This window comes from Micromonospora pisi (assembly GCF_003633685.1).
In the GTDB taxonomy this organism is placed as follows: domain Bacteria; phylum Actinomycetota; class Actinomycetes; order Mycobacteriales; family Micromonosporaceae; genus Micromonospora_G; species Micromonospora_G pisi.
Genome location: NZ_RBKT01000001.1, coordinates 1551615 through 1566360, shown reverse-complemented (window position 1 = coordinate 1566360; position 14746 = coordinate 1551615). Strand labels below are relative to the sequence as shown.

The window sequence follows — 14746 nt, the reverse complement described above, 5'->3', positions numbered from 1 at the left end:
CCGGAACGCAAGGATCGTACACCCGTGTCGGCGTGGGGCGAAGTTGGCCGACCGGTGGTGCGCAGCCCCACCGATCGGCTCGGTCGGGTACGGGTTCCCGGGTTCTTAATTGACCGATCGTTCTTGATTGGGCTAGCCTGCCCGCCATGGCCAGGACCAAGGAGTTCGATCCGGACACGGCCCTGCGGGCGGCATTGGAGCTGTTCTGGGAGCGCGGCTACGAGGCGACCTCGATGGCCGACCTGGTGGCTCATCTCGGGGTGGCCCGCGCCAGCATCTACGCCACCTTCGGCAGCAAGCGCGAGCTCTACCTGCGGGCGCTCGACCACTACGGCGAGATCGTCGACCCGCTGCTGCTCCGGGAACTGGCGCAGCCCGGCCCGGTGCTCCCCTCGGTGCGGGCGCTGGTTCGCAGGTTTGCCGCCGAGGCCGCCGGACCGGGCGGTGCGCGTGGTTGTTTCGTGGTCAACACCGCGGTCGAGCTGGCACCGCACGACCAGTCGGCGCAGCAGCGGGTGGCGGCCAGCTGGGACCACCTGGAGGCGGTGCTGGCCTCCGCGTTGATCCGGGCGCAGGCCCAGGGTGAACTCGTCCCGGACCGCGATCCCCGGGCCCTGTCCCGGTTGCTGCTGGTGCTGATGCAGGGCATCCGGGTGGTCGGCAAGGTGCCGGGCGGTGCGCGGCGGCTGCCGGACGCGGTCACACAGGCCCTGGCCCTGCTCGGGTGAGGGGGCCGGGCGGCCACCCTGCGACACCGGTGCCTTCGGCGATCCGACGGCCAATATGAGAACGATCAGTCATGAACAAGTTCAGGGGGTTGAGGGCATGAGCGCACGCTTCGCCGGCAAGGTGGCACTGGTCACCGGCGGTGGTGCCGGCATCGGCAGGGCGGTCGCACAGGCCCTCGCGGCCGAGGGCGCCGCGGTCGTGGTGGCAGGCCGCACCCCGGCCCCGCTCGACCGTACGGTCGCGTTGATCGAGCAGGCGGGCGGCCGGGCGGCGGCGAGAACCGCGGACGTGACCCGCTCGGCCGACCTGGCCGGGTTGGTCGCCTGGACCGACAGCCACTACGGCGGGCTCGACATCGCGGTCAACAGCGCCGGCCTGCTGGCCGCGACGGGCCCGGTCGGCGACGTCGACGAGGACGAGTGGGACCGGCTGGTCGCGGTGAACCTCACCGGCACCCTGCTGTCGATGAAGCACGAGATCGCCCAGATGAGGGCCCGCGGCGGAGTCATCGTGAACATCGCCTCGAACGTCGGCGCCCACCGTAGGGTCCCCGGACTCGGGGCGTACGTCGCGACCAAGGCGGCGGTCAGCGCGCTGACCCGCAACGCCGCCCTGGACCACATCCGCGACGGGATCCGGATCAACAGCGTCAGTCCCGGTCCCGCCGACACCACGATGTCGTTGCGGCCGGGGGAGGCCCCGGCGCAGCGCGCCGCCCGGCTCGCGACCCAGTCACCGATCGGCCGGGTCGGCGGGTTGGACGAGGTCGCCGCGGCGGTGCTCTACCTCGCCTCACCCGAGTCCGCGTACGCCGTCGGCACCGACCTGGTGCTCGACGGCGGCGCGGCGGCCTGAGCCGCCGCCACTCCAACCGGCGACCAGGATGGCGAGCATCCCGGCGACCAGCGGCAACCAAGGGCTGTCTCCCGAGATTGCCGGGCGACCTGATTAGGGGCTTGTATCTCAAGCCGCTTGAGGTCGCATAGTGGGCGCCGTGGACATGAACGAGCTGTACGCCATCGGGGATGTCGCCCGGCGGACAGGGCTGAGCGTCAGCGCCGTCCGGTACTACGCGGACGCCGGTGTCGTCACGCCGGCCGCCAGCACCCCGGCCGGCCACCGCCTGTACGACGTGTCGGCCATCGCCCGGCTGGAACTGGTCCGGACGCTACGGGAACTCGACGCCGGCCTGGACGAGATCCGGCGGGTGCTGGCCGGCGAGGCGACACTGCGCGAGCTGGCCGCCACCCACCTGGCCCTGCTGGCACAGCAGGAGGCACGGCTGCGCAGCCGTCGCGCGGTGCTGTCGGCCATCCTGCGACAGGATTCCACGGCTGAGCAGGTCACGCTGATGCACAAGCTGGTTGGCATGGCGGACGAGGAACGTGACCGGCTGATCGACGAGTTCTGGACCGAGGTCTCCACCGGCTGGGAGGCGCCGGAGCGGATGGTCGAGTGGTGGCGGGCGGCCCGGCCGGAGCTGCCCGAACATCCCACCGCGGCCCAGTTGGAGGCGTGGATCGAGCTGGCCGAGCTGGTCCGGGACACCGAGGTCCGGCAGGCCGTACGCCGTGAGCTGTACGAGGCGTGCACCACCGGGGCCGGGCCGCTGATGACCTCGTCGCCGATGCTGGACTCCCTGGAAGCGGGCGCGGCGATCGGCCAGCCGGTGATGGACGCGGCGCGGGAGCGGGTGCCGCCGGACTCGCCCAGGGGGCGGGAGATCGCCGACCGGTGGATCGGGTGGCTGACCGGCATCTTCGCGACACCGGACAGCCCCGGGATGCCGGACACGCCCGAGTTCCGGATCCAGGCGGCCGACCACATGCTGGCGGGCGCGGAGTGGGACCGCACCCCGCCGGAGCCGGAGGGACCGTTCGACCGGTACATGGCGCTGGTCACCGCGGTGAACAACGTGCCGCCGGAGCGGTTCCCGTACGAGTGGCTGGCCGCGGCACTGCGCGCGTCCGCCGTGGTGGCGCCGACGGCGCCGAGGAAGAGCAACGGGTAGCTGATCCGTCACGCCCAGAGCGCGCGACGGGGTGCGAGCGCCACCGGCAGGGTCGAACCGATGCCGAGCCCGACCGCGTGGACACCGGCCAGGTTCCGGTTGCCGATCAGGTACTGGGCGGCGGGCGCGGTCAGGCCGACGAGAAGCCGGCGCAGGTCGCCCAGGGCGGTGCCGACCGGGTTGGCGGGTTGCTCCATCCTGCGCAGGGTACGGCGCGGGAACCCTCGGGTCGTCCCGCCGTAGTGGGATCCTGCTCGTCGTACCCCGGTATGACGGGCCTGATCGCGACAGTGCCCCGGGGTGTGTCGTGCCCCGGTCTGACCTGGCCCGCGTTACTGCTTACCTGCCGGTAGCGCCTAATCTCCAACCCGCACCATCCGTACGCAGAACAAGGGGGAGAGCCCATGGCCCGCACCGTGCTGGTGACCGGGGGGAACCGCGGCATCGGTTTGGCCATCGCGCAGGCGTTCGCCAAGCAGGGCGACCGGGTCGCGGTGACCTACCGGGGCACCGCCCCGAGCGACTTCTTCGGCGTGCAGTGCGACGTCACCGACGCCGCCGCTGTCGACGCCGCCTTCGCCGCCGTGGAGGCCGAGTTCGGCCCGGTCGAGGTGCTGGTCGCCAACGCCGGCATCACCAAGGACACGCTGTTGATGCGGATGTCCGAGGAGCAGTTCACCGACGTGATCGACACGAACCTGACCGGGGCGTTCCGGGTCGCGAAGCGCGCGGCCACCAAGATGGTCCGGGCCCGCTGGGGTCGGATGATCTTCATCTCCTCGATCACCGGCCTTTCCGGCAACCCGGGACAGGTCAACTACGCGGCGAGCAAGGCCGGCCTGGTCGGTGTCGCCCGTTCCATCACCCGCGAGCTGGGCAGCCGCAACATCACCGCGAACGTGGTCGCCCCCGGTTTTGTCGAGACCGACATGACCGCGGAGCTGCCGGAGGAGCGCAAGGCCGAGTACCGCAAGACGATCCCCGCCGGGCGGTTCGCCTCCCCGGACGAGATCGCCGGTGTGGTCACCTGGCTGGCCAGCGACGCTGCCGGGTACGTCACCGGCGCGGTGATCCCGGTCGACGGCGGCCTCGGGATGGGGCACTGAGCCCCGGCACGACCACCCATCCCGACCACCTCGGGTCACCGACTCCGGTCCCATCAAGCAACCAACCTTTGGAGGAGCTACACGTGTCTGGACTCCTGGCCGGTAAGCGGCTGCTCGTCACCGGCGTCATCACCGACCAGTCGATCGCCTTCTCGGTGGCGAAGCTCGCCCAGGAGAACGGCGCGACGGTCGTCCTCACCGGGTACGGACGGCTCTCGCTGGTCGAGCGGATCGCCAAGCGGCTGCCCGCGCCCGCGCCGGTGATCGAGCTGGACGTGACCAACGCCGAGCAGTTGGCCGGTCTCGCCGACCGGGTCCGCGAGCACGTGGACGGGCTGGACGGGGTGGTGCACTCGGTCGGGTTCGCGCCCGCTAGCTGCCTCGGCGGCGGTTTCCTGGACGCCCCCTGGGAGGACGTGGCGACGGCGCTGCACGTCTCGACGTACTCGTACAAGTCGCTGGCGATGGCGGCGCTGCCGCTGATGGCGCCGGGCGGCGCGGTGGTCGGGCTCACCTTCGACGCGACCAAGGCGTGGCCGGTCTACGACTGGATGGGTGTGGCCAAGGCCGGGCTGGAGTCCGCCTCCCGCTACCTGGCGCTGCACCTGGGGCCGAAGGGCATCCGCAGCAACCTCGTCTCGGCCGGACCGCTGCGCACCATGGCGGCGAAGTCGATCCCCGGCTTCGAGCAGTTCGAGGATGCCTGGGCGGAGCGGGCACCGCTGGGCTGGAACCTGACCGACCAGGAGCCGGCGGCGCGCGCCTGCCTGGCGCTGCTCTCCGACTGGTTCCCGGCCACCAGCGGTGAGATTGTGCACGTCGACGGCGGTTACCACGCGCTCGGCGCCTGACTGGTGAGGCAGGGCCCCGTGTTACCGCGCTCGCTATAGCTCGGGGTCCTGCCGCGCCGGAAAGACGGCGGGGGAAGAATATCTTTCATGGCGTACGAGGCACTGCTGTTGGTGGGGTTCGGGGGGCCGGAGCGGCCCGAGGACGTGCTGCCGTTCCTGGCGAACGTGACCCGGGGGCGCGGCGTACCCCCGGAACGGCTGGCCGAGGTCGCCGAGCACTATCAGCATTTCGGCGGCGTCTCCCCGATCAACCAGCAGAACCGTGACCTGCTCGCCGCGATCCGCGCCGACTTCGCCGCCAACGGGGTCGACCTGCCGGTCTACTGGGGCAACCGGAACTGGCACCCGATGCTCGCCGACACCGTGGCGCAGATGCGGGCCGACGGGATCGGCACCGCGCTCGCCTTCGTCACCAGCGCCTACGGCGGTTACTCCTCGTGCCGGCAGTACCAGGAGGACCTGGTCGCCGCCCGTTCGGCGGTCGGCCCCGAGGCACCCATGATCGACAAGTTGCGCCAGTTCTGGGACCACCCCGGTTTTGTCGAGCCGCACACCGACGCGGTCCGGGCCGCCCTGGCCACCCTCGACCCGGCCCGTCGGGCCACCACCCGGCTGGTCTTCACCGCCCACTCGGTGCCGACCGCGATGGCCGCCGCCGCCGGCCCGCAGGGCGGACGGTACGAGGCGCAGCTGCGTGAGACGGCCGCGCTGGTCGCCGCGGCCGCCGCCCCGGACCTGGGGTACGACCTGGTGTGGCAGAGCAGGTCCGGCCCGCCGCACGTACCGTGGCTGGAGCCGGACGTCAACGACCACCTGGCGTTGCTCGCGGCCGACGGGGTCAGCTCGGTCGTGGTCAGCCCGATCGGTTTCGTCTCCGACCACCTTGAGGTGGTGTGGGACCTGGACACCGAGGCGGCCGCCACGGCGAAGCGGCTCGGGTTGGACTTCGCCCGCGCCGGCACCCCCGGCACCGACCCCCGGTTCGTCTCCATGGTCCGCGAACTGGTCGTCGAGCGGGTTAACCCGCCCGATACGTCGCCGCGACGCCGCCTCGGTACGCTCCCGGTCTGGGACACCTGCCCGGCGGGTTGTTGCGTGCCGGCCCGGCGCCCCTGACCGCTTCGGCGGGGTGGACGCGCGCATTCCCGCCCCGGCGGGTGTTGGCAAGGAACGACTCCCGCTCCGGCGGGCCGGGACCGGGTCGGTCGAGCTGGCGTAGCGAGGGGATGGCATGAGGGAACGGAAGCCCGTGCAGAGCTGGCTGACCGACATGGACGGCGTGCTGGTGCACGAGGGACAACCGGTGCCCGGCGCACCGGAGTTCATCAACCGGCTGCGTGCCTCCGGCAAACCGTTCCTGGTCCTGACCAACAACTCCATCTACACGCCCCGCGACCTCCAGGCCCGGCTGGCCCGGATGGGTTTCGAGGTGCCCGAGCAGGCAATCTGGACGGCTGCCCTGGCCACCGCCCAGTTCCTCGCCGACCAGCGCCCCGGCGGCACCGCGTACGTGATCGGCGAGGCGGGGCTGACCACGGCGATGCACGCGGTCGGTTACATCCTGACCGACTTCGCGCCCGACTATGTGGTGCTGGGGGAGACCCGCACCTACAGCTTCGAGGCGATCACGAAGGCGGTCCGGCTGATCGAGGCTGGTGCCCGTTTCATCTGCACCAACCCGGACGTGACCGGCCCCTCCAACGAGGGGCTGTTGCCCGCGGCCGGCTCGGTCGCGGCGATGATCTCGAAGGCGACCGGGGTCGAGCCGTACTTCGTCGGCAAGCCCAATCCGATGATGATGCGGTCGGCGTTGAACACCATCAACGCGCATTCCGAGTCGACCGCGATGATCGGTGACCGGATGGACACCGACATCCTCTGTGGACTGGAAGCCGGGCTGGAGACGATCCTGGTGCTGACCGGGATCAGTAACAAGACCGAGGTCGAGCGCTACCCGTACCGCCCGTCGCGCATCATCAACTCGGTCGTCGACCTGATGGACGAGATCTGACCGACCCGCGCGGGTCGGTCAGCGGCGCGGGTCAGACGGTCAGCGGGGCGTTGCAGGCGGCCACCAGGGCACGCCGGCAGGCGACCGTGAGTGGCCGCAGAGCCGCGTCCCGCTGCTGTACCTCGTAGTTGTTGACCGCACCGCCCGGCGCCACGTGCTCGGCGAGTGCGAGCACCTGGTCGAGCACGCTGGCCCGGGCAAAGAGCCGGCGGGACCGCGGGTCGAAACCGGGTGGCAGGTCGGTGCCGCCGTCCGGGCGGCGCAACGCGGCCAGCGCCCCGGCGAGTTCGGGCCGCCAGTGGGCGACGTCCAGCCGGGTCAGCGCCGCCGTCGCCTCGGCGAGGGCGGTGGCGAGGTCGGCTTCCGCCTCGGCCGGCCCGGGGTGTGCCAGCGACGCCGCCGGTGCCCCCTCGGGCAGCGGGTAGACCCGCCAGAGCACCGTCTCGAAGGTCATTCCCGAGCCGGAGGTGTGCAGCCGTACCTCCGGGATCAGACCCATGTTGCCGGCTATCACCGCCTCGCCCGCGAGTAGCGCCGCACCGGCGAACGCACCGGGGCCGGGCAGGCCGCGCGGGTCGCCGGGTGCGGGCAGCACCAGCCGGATCTCGTCCGGGGAGAGCTTCGACAGGGTGGGCAGGGCGTCGGCGAGCGGCACGTCGGTCCAGGTGCCGGGAGCGTCGGCGACGAGGTGTTCCTCGTCACCGGCCACCTCCTCGGCGACCTCGTCATAGGGCACCAGCCCGGCGCGCCATGCGCGTACCCAGGCCACGAACCGGCTCGACCGGCGCGGCGCAAGGGTCGCCGCGCCCGTTGCGGGGGACATGCAGGCAAGGGTACGTGCTCACCGCTGTCGTGTCTCGGGTGCCGGCGGGGCGCGGCGCGTCTGCTTCACCGATCACCCGAATCGGGTTAGCGTCGCCGCCATGGGGAGGATGTACGGCGAGGACGTGCTGGCCGGAAACTGGCGGCGACGCAAGGCGGTGCCCGAGGTGGACGCCGAGCCGGACCTGGTGGTGGAGGATGCCGACTCGGGCTTCTGCGGCGCCGTTGTCGGATTCGAGTCCGGTGCGGTGGTGCTGGAGGACCGGCACGGCCGGCGGCGCAATTTCCCGTTGCTGCCGGCGGCGTTCCTGCTGGACGGCTCGCCGGTCACACTGCGCCGGCCGGCGCCCGCGGCGGTCCCGGCCGCCCGGCGGCGGACCGCTTCCGGGTCGGTCGCCGTCGCCGGGGTACGTGCCCAGGTGGCCAAGGCGAGCCGGATCTGGGTCGAGGGGATCCACGACGCCGCCCTGGTGGAGCGGATCTGGGGCGACGACCTGCGGATCGAGGGTGTGGTGGTGGAACCGCTCGACGGCATCGACGAGCTGCCCGCCCGGGTACGGGAGTTCGGCCCGGGGCCGGAGCGCCGGCTCGGTGTGCTCGTCGACCACCTGGTCGCGGGTTCGAAGGAGAGCCGGATCGTGGCCGGGGTGACCTCGCCGTACGTCCTGGTGACCGGGCACCCGTACGTCGACGTCTGGCAGGCGGTGAAGCCGGCCCGGCTCGGTATCCGGGCGTGGCCGGTGGTGCCGCCGGGGCAGCCGTGGAAGGAGGGGGTCTGCGCGGCGCTCGGGGTGGCCGAGCCGGCGCAGATGTGGCGGTTGATCCTCTCCCGGGTGTCGAGCTACCAGGATGTGGAGACACCGTTGATCAACGCGGTCGAAAGGATGATCGACTTCGTTACCGTACCGGCCTGACCTGCCGCCCCGAGGTCGCCGTGAGTCGCCGCCGGTTCAGTCGAGCCGGTCCGGATCGCGGGTGAAGACGAAGGTGGCGATGTCGAGTGCCCGTACGCTCCCGTCCGGGTTCCGGCGTACGGCGAGGATCTCCCCGTCGTTCATCCCGGACCGGCCGCGCCACCGGTCGGGCTCCACCCGGGCGAACCGCCACGGTGCCGCCCCGGCCGGCCGGAGCAGGGTCAGGAGCAGTTCCTCCGCTTCCCCGTCCCAACTGGCCTCGAACTCCCGGGCCATGAACCACCAGCGACCGGTCAGCTCGGCCACCGCCGGCTCGGGTGGGCCGTCGGCCGGCCGCCACGCCCGGACCGGGTTCGGCTCCCGGTCGAGCACCTCGGTCAGCAGTTGTCGGGTGAGAGCGCCGATGGAACCGCTGCGGAAGCCGTACGCGTTGGCGAAGGTGACCACGGCGGTCCGGGACGGCCGGTGCACCATCATGCCGGCGACGTAGCCGGGCATCGAGCCACCGTGACCGATGTAGACCCGTTCACCGCTGCGGTAGAGCTCCAGGCCGAGACCGTGGCCGGAGGTCCAGGAGTCCAGGTCGTTCATCACCACCGGCGCGCACATCTCGGTCACCGTCTCCGGGGCGAGCAGGGCCGGGTCGGGGTCGGCCAGGAACGCCGCCCAGCGGGCCAGATCGGCGGTGCTGGCCCAGAGCTGTCCGGCCGGTGCCATCGCCCCGGTGTCGGTACGCGGCTCCTCGCGCAGGGTGCCGTGCCAGGGGTGGACCACGTAGCCGAGGGCGTACGGCGCCTCCGCCTGGTACGACGTCCGGGTCAGGCCGAGCGGGCCGAGCAGCCGCTCGCGCAGCAGGTCCCACCACGACTGCCCGGTGAGCCGTTCGAGTACGCCGCCGAGCAGCCCGTACGCCAGGTTCGAGTAGTGGAAGACCCGGTACGGCGGGTGGGCGAGCTTGGCCGGGGTCAGCCCCGCGAGCAGGGCGGCGAGGTCCGCTCCCTCGGTCCGTTCCCACCAGCCGTCGCTCTCCGGCTCGCGTTGCAGGCCGCTGGCATGCCCGAGTAGCTGGCGCAGGGTGACCGTGCCGACCGGGGTGCCGGGCAGGTGCCGGTCGAGCGGATCGTCCAGGGCCAGTCGGCCCTCGTCGCGGAGCCGGAGCACCAGCGCGGCGGTCATCGTCTTGGTGATCGAACCGATCCGGTACTGGGTGCCGGGATCCGGTGGCGGTTCGCCGGCGCTGGTGACGTGGGCGAGCACCCCGTCCCGGACCACTCCGGCGACGAGCGTCGGCACCGCCGCGGTCGCCTGGGTCTCGGCCACGAGGGTGTCGAGACGACGGGTGGTGTCGAGCAGCAGCGCCATGGCGACGGCCCTCTCGGTCGACCGGTACGGCAATCGGTGATCATACCTATCCGGGCGGTTTCCGCCGATCGTCGCGACGTGCGTGGCCGTGACAGGATCGAATGGTGGAACCCCTCCTCTGGATCGTTCTCGGCGTGGTGCTGCTGGTGGCCGAGGTCTTCACCACGACGCTGATTCTCCTGATGTTCGGTGTGGCCGCGCTCGTCACGGCCGGCGCGGCGGCCCTCGGCGCGCCGCCGCTCGCGCAGGTCCTGGTTTTCGCCCTTGTCTCCGCGTTGAGCGTGGTCGCGGTACGACCGGTGATCAGACGACATCGGCGGTCCGCCCTGGAGAGCGGCGAGCGGCCGTTCGGGGTGGAGGCGATCGAGGGTTCCGACGCGCTGGTGCTGGAGCAGGTCGACACCGCGCACGGCTCGGTCAAGATCGAGGGCGAGGTCTGGTCGGCCCGGTCCTACGACGCCGGCCAGGTGTTCCTACCCGGCGAGCGGGTCCGGGTGATCGAACTCAAAGGTGTGACCGCGATGGTCTGGCGGGACGATTCCTCAACCGGTGCGTCTTCGGATACGAAAAGGTGAGCGGTATGGATGTGGCGATCGCGGTGTTGTTCGCCGCCGTGGCTCTACTTGTGGTGATCACATTCGCCAAAGCGGTACGGATCGTGCCGCAGCAGCGGCAGGACGTGGTCGAGCGGCTCGGTAAGTACAAGCGGACCCTGCAACCAGGGCTGAACCTGCTGGTGCCGTTCATCGACGCGGTCCGGACCAAGGTCGACATGCGTGAGCAGGTGGTCAGCTTCCCGCCGCAGCCGGTGATCACCTCGGACAACCTGGTTGTCTCGATCGACACGGTGCTCTACTTCAAGGTGGTCGACTCGGCGAAGGCGACCTACGAGATCTCCAACTTCCTCCAGGCGATCGAGCAGCTCACCGTCACCACGCTGCGGAACGTCATCGGCTCGCTCGATCTCGAGCGGGCGCTGACCAGCCGCGAGGAGATCAACCGCCACCTTTCCGGGGTGCTCGACGAGACCACCGGACGGTGGGGCATCAAGGTCACCCGGGTGGAGATCAAGGCGATCGAGCCGCCGCCGAGCATCCGGGACTCGATGGAGAAGCAGATGCGCGCCGAGCGGGACCGCCGGGCGGCGATCCTGAACGCCGAGGGACAGAAGCAGTCCCAGATCCTCACCGCCGAGGGGCAGAAGCAGGCCGCGGTGCTGCGGGCCGACGGTGACCGGCAGGCCCGGATCCTGGAGGCCGAAGGCCAGGCCAAGGCCATCCGGACCGTCTTCGACGCCATCCACCAGGCCAACCCGAGCCAGAAGGTGCTGGCCTACCAGTACCTCCAGGCGCTGCCGCAGATCGCCAACGGCCAGGCCAGCAAGATCTGGGTGGTGCCGGCCGAGTTGACCAAGGCACTCGAAGGGCTGGGCGGTGCGCTCGGCGGCCTGGCCGGGATGGCCGGTGACGCGCCCGCGCCGGAGGCGTCGAGAACCGCGAGCGACGTCGAGCGCGAGGCGGCCGAGGCGGCCCGGGCCGCGGCAGCGGCCGCACAAGAGGTGCACGATCAGGTACGGGCGGCCGAGGCGCAGGTGACATCCTCGTCCGGCGCCAAGGGGCTGCCCGCTCCCGAGCCCGTCTCACCGGCCAGCCTGCTCGACGAGACCAGCACCGATCGGGACCGTACCGAGCGGGGTTGATCGATCGCGGTGGCCGTACCGCCCGGGTTGTGCCACCGGGGGTACGGCCACCGCGCGTTTCCGGTGAGGTAGGTGTAGACGATCCGTACGGAAATCCGCGAAGCCCGGCGCCGCCCCACCCGGCTTTGCCACGATCGGGCTAGAGCCGAGCGGTGACCAGGGCGGATGTTCGTGCGGAACCCCGACACGACGTCCGGCGAGTGGAGCGAGGTGACGCATGAGCCACGCGATGAAGCCCAAGCGACCGGTGAAAGCCTCCTCGGCCGTACCCCGGCCATCGGCCCAGCCGAGCCGACCGGCCGGCGGATTCCACCTGCTGCCCTTCTTCGAGGAAGGCTCCGAACCGGAACCGGCCACCGACACCTCCTGGGCCTGGACCCTGCGCCGGTTCGCCCGAGGCGCGGTCTGGATCCTGCCCGGATCAGCCCTCCTGTACGGCCTCGTCACGCTCATCGGCGACGGGCCCGCCCCGGCCTCGGCCGACGGCCGCTCGTTCCCGCTGGTGCTCTGGGCGATCGCCACCTGGCTCGGCGTGCTGGCCCTGATGGCACTCACCGGCCTGCTGGTCACCGCGCGCAGCCGGGGGACCGCGACGGCCGGACTCCTGGCGGCCCTGGCCGGGGCCATGCTGATGCTGCCCTTCGCCGGGCTGCCCGAAGGCACCACGGTGTACGGCGGAGCTGGCCGTGCCATCGCCCTGACCGGCGCCAGCCTCTACACCCTCGGCTGGCTGCTGGCCGGCTGGGCGGTGCTGCACTCCGGCGTGTTCAGCTACTCCGACGGATGGCTGCTGATGTTCGCCGCCCCGCTGATCGGGATCGCCGGGATGTTCGCCGGCCTGTTGCAGACCCTCGGCGCGTTCCTCGTACTGGCCGCCGGACTCGGTGTGGCCTGGCGAGCCGGGCGCCTCGTACCCGCAGTCGGTCGGGCCCGGCTGGTACGCGCAATGGCGGGCGAGGCCGAGGTGGTCGCCGCCAGCGTCACCCCGGGCAACCAACTCGCCGGCCCCTGACACGCCGTACGGCTCCCGACGTCTACTGTCCCAGGCACTCGGTCCGATCTGGATTCACGGCAACCAGCCGGCGCCGGCGACCCCCTGTGAGTGTGGCCGAAGGGGTGCGCTAAGGTTTCACCTGTTGGCGACGCGGGGTGGAGCAGCTCGGTAGCTCGCTGGGCTCATAACCCAGAGGTCGCAGGTTCAAATCCTGTCCCCGCTACAAAGGAAACACCAGGCAAGAGCCCGCTTCCTGCAAGTCTAGGAAGCGGGCTCTTGCATGTTTGGTGGGCAAACGACCCGTCACGATGTGGCATCTGGCGGCAGCGGGAGACCGCTGCCCTGCCAAACAGCTCAGAGGGCGTGTTCTACAGAGGGACGTATCCCCTTTTCGTAGACAGGCTCGTTTCGGCCGAGCGCGGACGGCCTCCTCCGGGACCCGGGATGACGCGTGCCCGGCCCGGGGTGGCGCCGGTGCCGCGCTGACCCCCGACGCACACCGCCCGGATGCCCCCGCAGTTGGGCAAGGGCCCCGAGCCGCACCGTCACCCGCACCAGCGCCAACCGGAACTGTTGGTGCGCCGGTGACGGGGCGGATCGGATCTGTGCCCATGCCCGTCCAGGGCCCAACCCTGCGGGGCGGCGACTCAACTTGGTCCATTCTGTCGCTGTCACGAGTAGGGGCGATAGCGCCGTGGCGCGGCCTAAATAACCCGATTTCGGCTTGGCTTAGTCGCCGTAGGTGACCCTCTTCATTGCCGCTGGGTTGGCCTTCAGGTAGGCGCGTACCCCGACGGCGGCGAGTACCTTCTCGTGGGGGGCGTCGGCTCTGTGCGGGTGGTCGGTGACCGGGGCTCTGGCCCGGCCAACTATGAGGCAGACCCTCTCTCGCCTCCATCGCGGCGGGCGAGTGTAGGCCCGTAGACCAAGGTGCTGCAGGTCGCCGATCAAGCCATGGGCCTGCACCGCAGGGTACGAGCCCACCAGCCCTCCTCATCTCACGTCGGTAAACGACATGCCTCCGTTCGAGACACGACGCGGCGTGTCTGTTGACGGGCAGCCGGCTGAACTGCTGGTCTACGAGACTTGACCTGCCGAACGGGTCTTAGCGGGTCCACACTCGTTCGCTGGCGTGCGCACCGAGTGTCACCCAGTTAATCAGCAGATGGAACGCCGATCTGACTCTTGGTGGCCTGACGCGGTGCATCCTCAGCCGACCTGGATCGTCGTGTCCATGCCTAGTGCTTTGTGGTTATCGAGGGAGCACCATAGTTCGTAGGAGCCTTGCTGCAGGGTCACCGTGACCTGGCCGGTGGCGCCTGCCTGTACGTTGGGTGAGGCCTGGGTGTCGACTCCCGGGCCCTTGATCGTCAAGTTATGCAACATCGTCCCCTGGTTTACCACCTCGAAGGTGTACACGCCGGGCGTGAACGTGGTTGTCGACAGGGTGATCGAGAATTCCTTCTCCGTTGCCGTGACCTTGGTCCCCGTCGCCGCCGACGAGGCTGCGGGAGAGCCGGTGCCGCTGCTAGTGCTGCTCGGGGTGGGAGAATCCCCGCCGCCGCAGCCGGCGAGCAGGAGTGCACCTCCCGCTCCGGCCGCTAACACCAGCATGATTCTGCGCTTGAATGCGCCCATCGCTCGGCCCTCCGATCCATGCCAAGATTACCGGTTTGGGCCTAATATGCCCGCAATCGCAATATAAGTCCGGAGCGTTTGGGTAGGAGCGCGGGGCTCTCCAGGGTCCACGAGACACGCGAGTTCCTGGAACTGGCGCCGGCGACCGATTTCGTCGGGTTGGGTCGACCTGACCTCGCCGACTGCCAGCGACGATCTCGACGCGCTGCCGGAGGGCCCGTTCGGTCGCTGGCTGGTTGGCATCCGGCTCCAGGTACACGACGAACCGGACTCGGACTGGCTCGGTCGCGACGACGTGTGGCGCGGCCTCGCCGCCGCACAGCGCCGCGGTCTCACCTACGACCTCCTGGTTCGGGCCCAGGAGCTGCCAGCGGCAACCGACACGGTCCGACGATTCCCCGAGCTGCACTTCGTCCTCGATCACATCGCGGAACCACGCATTGTCGACGGCCAGGACGATCCGTGGATGCAGCGCATGCCCGCGCTCGCGGCCGAGTTGAATGTGTCGGTCAAGCTATCCGACATGGCCACCGAGGCGGACTGGGCCTCCTGGACGCCGGACGACCTGCGCCCGTTTGTCGACCACGTCGTGGGTTGGTTCGGACCGGA

Annotated in this window: 15 protein-coding genes, 1 tRNA gene and 1 pseudogene; 13 read left to right on the top strand and 4 right to left on the bottom strand. The window is 70.8% G+C overall.

Going from position 1 to position 14746, the window contains the following annotated elements; genetic code table 11:
* Positions 1-146: 146 nt before the first annotated feature.
* The 3 genes from BDK92_RS05910 (at position 147) to BDK92_RS05900 (ending at position 2740) form a co-directional block, all read left to right on the top strand.
* On the top strand, positions 147-728 hold the full coding sequence (locus BDK92_RS05910; protein WP_121155327.1) for a TetR/AcrR family transcriptional regulator: 582 nt from the start codon (positions 147-149) through the stop codon (positions 726-728).
* Between the two features lie 97 nt (positions 729-825).
* Entirely contained in the window at positions 826-1584 is a 759-nt protein-coding gene (locus BDK92_RS05905) for an SDR family oxidoreductase (RefSeq protein WP_121155325.1), read from the top strand.
* Positions 1585-1723: 139 nt separating this feature from the next.
* Complete coding sequence (locus BDK92_RS05900; protein WP_121161693.1) at positions 1724-2740, top strand: MerR family transcriptional regulator; 1017 nt, start codon at positions 1724-1726, stop codon at positions 2738-2740.
* A gap of 8 nt (positions 2741-2748) precedes the next feature.
* Here the strand turns inward: BDK92_RS05900 and BDK92_RS05895 are convergent, their stop codons facing one another.
* Positions 2749-2937, bottom strand: a complete 189-nt coding sequence (locus BDK92_RS05895) for a hypothetical protein (RefSeq protein ID WP_121155324.1) — start codon at positions 2935-2937, stop codon at positions 2749-2751.
* Between the two features lie 207 nt (positions 2938-3144).
* Between BDK92_RS05895 and fabG the strand changes: the two genes are divergently transcribed.
* From fabG to BDK92_RS05875, 4 genes are all read left to right on the top strand, one after another.
* Positions 3145-3846: a 3-oxoacyl-ACP reductase FabG gene (gene fabG / locus BDK92_RS05890; RefSeq protein WP_121155322.1), complete on the top strand. Its 702-nt coding sequence runs from the start codon at positions 3145-3147 to the stop codon at positions 3844-3846.
* Positions 3847-3929: 83 nt separating this feature from the next.
* Positions 3930-4697 (top strand): enoyl-ACP reductase FabI, encoded by a 768-nt coding sequence (fabI, locus tag BDK92_RS05885; RefSeq protein ID WP_121161691.1) that lies wholly within the window; start codon positions 3930-3932, stop codon positions 4695-4697.
* An 87-nt stretch (positions 4698-4784) separates the two neighbouring features.
* Positions 4785-5813: a ferrochelatase gene (locus tag BDK92_RS05880; protein ID WP_121155320.1), complete on the top strand. Its 1029-nt coding sequence runs from the start codon at positions 4785-4787 to the stop codon at positions 5811-5813.
* 115 nt (positions 5814-5928) lie between these two features.
* A complete protein-coding gene (locus BDK92_RS05875; RefSeq protein ID WP_121155318.1) occupies positions 5929-6708 on the top strand; it encodes an HAD-IIA family hydrolase in 780 nt (259 codons plus the stop codon).
* A gap of 31 nt (positions 6709-6739) precedes the next feature.
* On the opposite strand, the gene BDK92_RS05870 is transcribed toward BDK92_RS05875, so the two are convergent.
* Positions 6740-7531 carry a hypothetical protein gene (locus BDK92_RS05870; RefSeq protein WP_121155316.1) on the bottom strand — a complete coding sequence of 264 codons (792 nt, stop codon included), beginning with the start codon at positions 7529-7531 and terminating at the stop codon, positions 6740-6742.
* Between the two features lie 100 nt (positions 7532-7631).
* On the opposite strand from BDK92_RS05870, the gene BDK92_RS05865 reads away from it, so the two are divergent.
* Positions 7632-8444: a DUF3097 domain-containing protein gene (locus BDK92_RS05865; protein WP_121155314.1), complete on the top strand. Its 813-nt coding sequence runs from the start codon at positions 7632-7634 to the stop codon at positions 8442-8444.
* A gap of 36 nt (positions 8445-8480) precedes the next feature.
* Here the strand turns inward: BDK92_RS05865 and BDK92_RS05860 are convergent, their stop codons facing one another.
* Positions 8481-9806, bottom strand: a complete 1326-nt coding sequence (locus BDK92_RS05860) for a serine hydrolase domain-containing protein (protein ID WP_121155313.1) — start codon at positions 9804-9806, stop codon at positions 8481-8483.
* Positions 9807-9910: 104 nt separating this feature from the next.
* On the opposite strand from BDK92_RS05860, the gene BDK92_RS05855 reads away from it, so the two are divergent.
* From BDK92_RS05855 to BDK92_RS05840, 4 genes are all read left to right on the top strand, one after another.
* Positions 9911-10381 carry an NfeD family protein gene (locus tag BDK92_RS05855; protein ID WP_121161689.1) on the top strand — a complete coding sequence of 157 codons (471 nt, stop codon included), beginning with the start codon at positions 9911-9913 and terminating at the stop codon, positions 10379-10381.
* A 5-nt stretch (positions 10382-10386) separates the two neighbouring features.
* The gene (locus BDK92_RS05850; RefSeq protein ID WP_121155311.1) at positions 10387-11505 is read left to right on the top strand and encodes an SPFH domain-containing protein; all 1119 of its coding nucleotides are present in this window, start codon (positions 10387-10389) and stop codon (positions 11503-11505) included.
* A gap of 217 nt (positions 11506-11722) precedes the next feature.
* Entirely contained in the window at positions 11723-12517 is a 795-nt protein-coding gene (locus BDK92_RS05845) for a hypothetical protein (RefSeq protein WP_211349099.1), read from the top strand.
* A 131-nt stretch (positions 12518-12648) separates the two neighbouring features.
* Positions 12649-12722 (top strand) — tRNA-Met (locus BDK92_RS05840).
* Between the two features lie 986 nt (positions 12723-13708).
* On the opposite strand, the gene BDK92_RS05830 is transcribed toward BDK92_RS05840, so the two are convergent.
* Positions 13709-14137, bottom strand: a complete 429-nt coding sequence (locus tag BDK92_RS05830; protein ID WP_121155307.1) for a cupredoxin domain-containing protein — start codon at positions 14135-14137, stop codon at positions 13709-13711.
* 148 nt (positions 14138-14285) lie between these two features.
* Between BDK92_RS05830 and BDK92_RS41090 the strand changes: the two are divergent.
* Positions 14286-14738: pseudogene (locus tag BDK92_RS41090) on the top strand (amidohydrolase family protein); the annotation flags it as partial.
* Positions 14739-14746: the final 8 nt, after the last annotated feature.

Excerpts from the sequence above, each read along its gene's own strand:
- BDK92_RS05865 (WP_121155314.1), top strand. The coding sequence starts at position 7,632 with ATGGGGAGGATGTACGGCGAGGACGTGCTGGCCGGAAACTGGCGGCGA.
- BDK92_RS05830 (WP_121155307.1), bottom strand. The coding sequence starts at position 14,137 with ATGGGCGCATTCAAGCGCAGAATCATGCTGGTGTTAGCGGCCGGAGCG.
- BDK92_RS05895 (WP_121155324.1), bottom strand. The coding sequence starts at position 2,937 with ATGGAGCAACCCGCCAACCCGGTCGGCACCGCCCTGGGCGACCTGCGC.
- BDK92_RS05870 (WP_121155316.1), bottom strand. The coding sequence starts at position 7,531 with ATGTCCCCCGCAACGGGCGCGGCGACCCTTGCGCCGCGCCGGTCGAGC.
- BDK92_RS05880 (WP_121155320.1), top strand. The coding sequence starts at position 4,785 with ATGGCGTACGAGGCACTGCTGTTGGTGGGGTTCGGGGGGCCGGAGCGG.
- BDK92_RS05875 (WP_121155318.1), top strand. The coding sequence starts at position 5,929 with ATGAGGGAACGGAAGCCCGTGCAGAGCTGGCTGACCGACATGGACGGC.
- fabG (WP_121155322.1), top strand. The coding sequence starts at position 3,145 with ATGGCCCGCACCGTGCTGGTGACCGGGGGGAACCGCGGCATCGGTTTG.
- BDK92_RS05905 (WP_121155325.1), top strand. The coding sequence starts at position 826 with ATGAGCGCACGCTTCGCCGGCAAGGTGGCACTGGTCACCGGCGGTGGT.
- BDK92_RS05845 (WP_211349099.1), top strand. The coding sequence starts at position 11,723 with ATGAGCCACGCGATGAAGCCCAAGCGACCGGTGAAAGCCTCCTCGGCC.
- BDK92_RS05860 (WP_121155313.1), bottom strand. The coding sequence starts at position 9,806 with ATGGCGCTGCTGCTCGACACCACCCGTCGTCTCGACACCCTCGTGGCC.
- BDK92_RS05850 (WP_121155311.1), top strand. The coding sequence starts at position 10,387 with ATGGATGTGGCGATCGCGGTGTTGTTCGCCGCCGTGGCTCTACTTGTG.
- BDK92_RS05910 (WP_121155327.1), top strand. The coding sequence starts at position 147 with ATGGCCAGGACCAAGGAGTTCGATCCGGACACGGCCCTGCGGGCGGCA.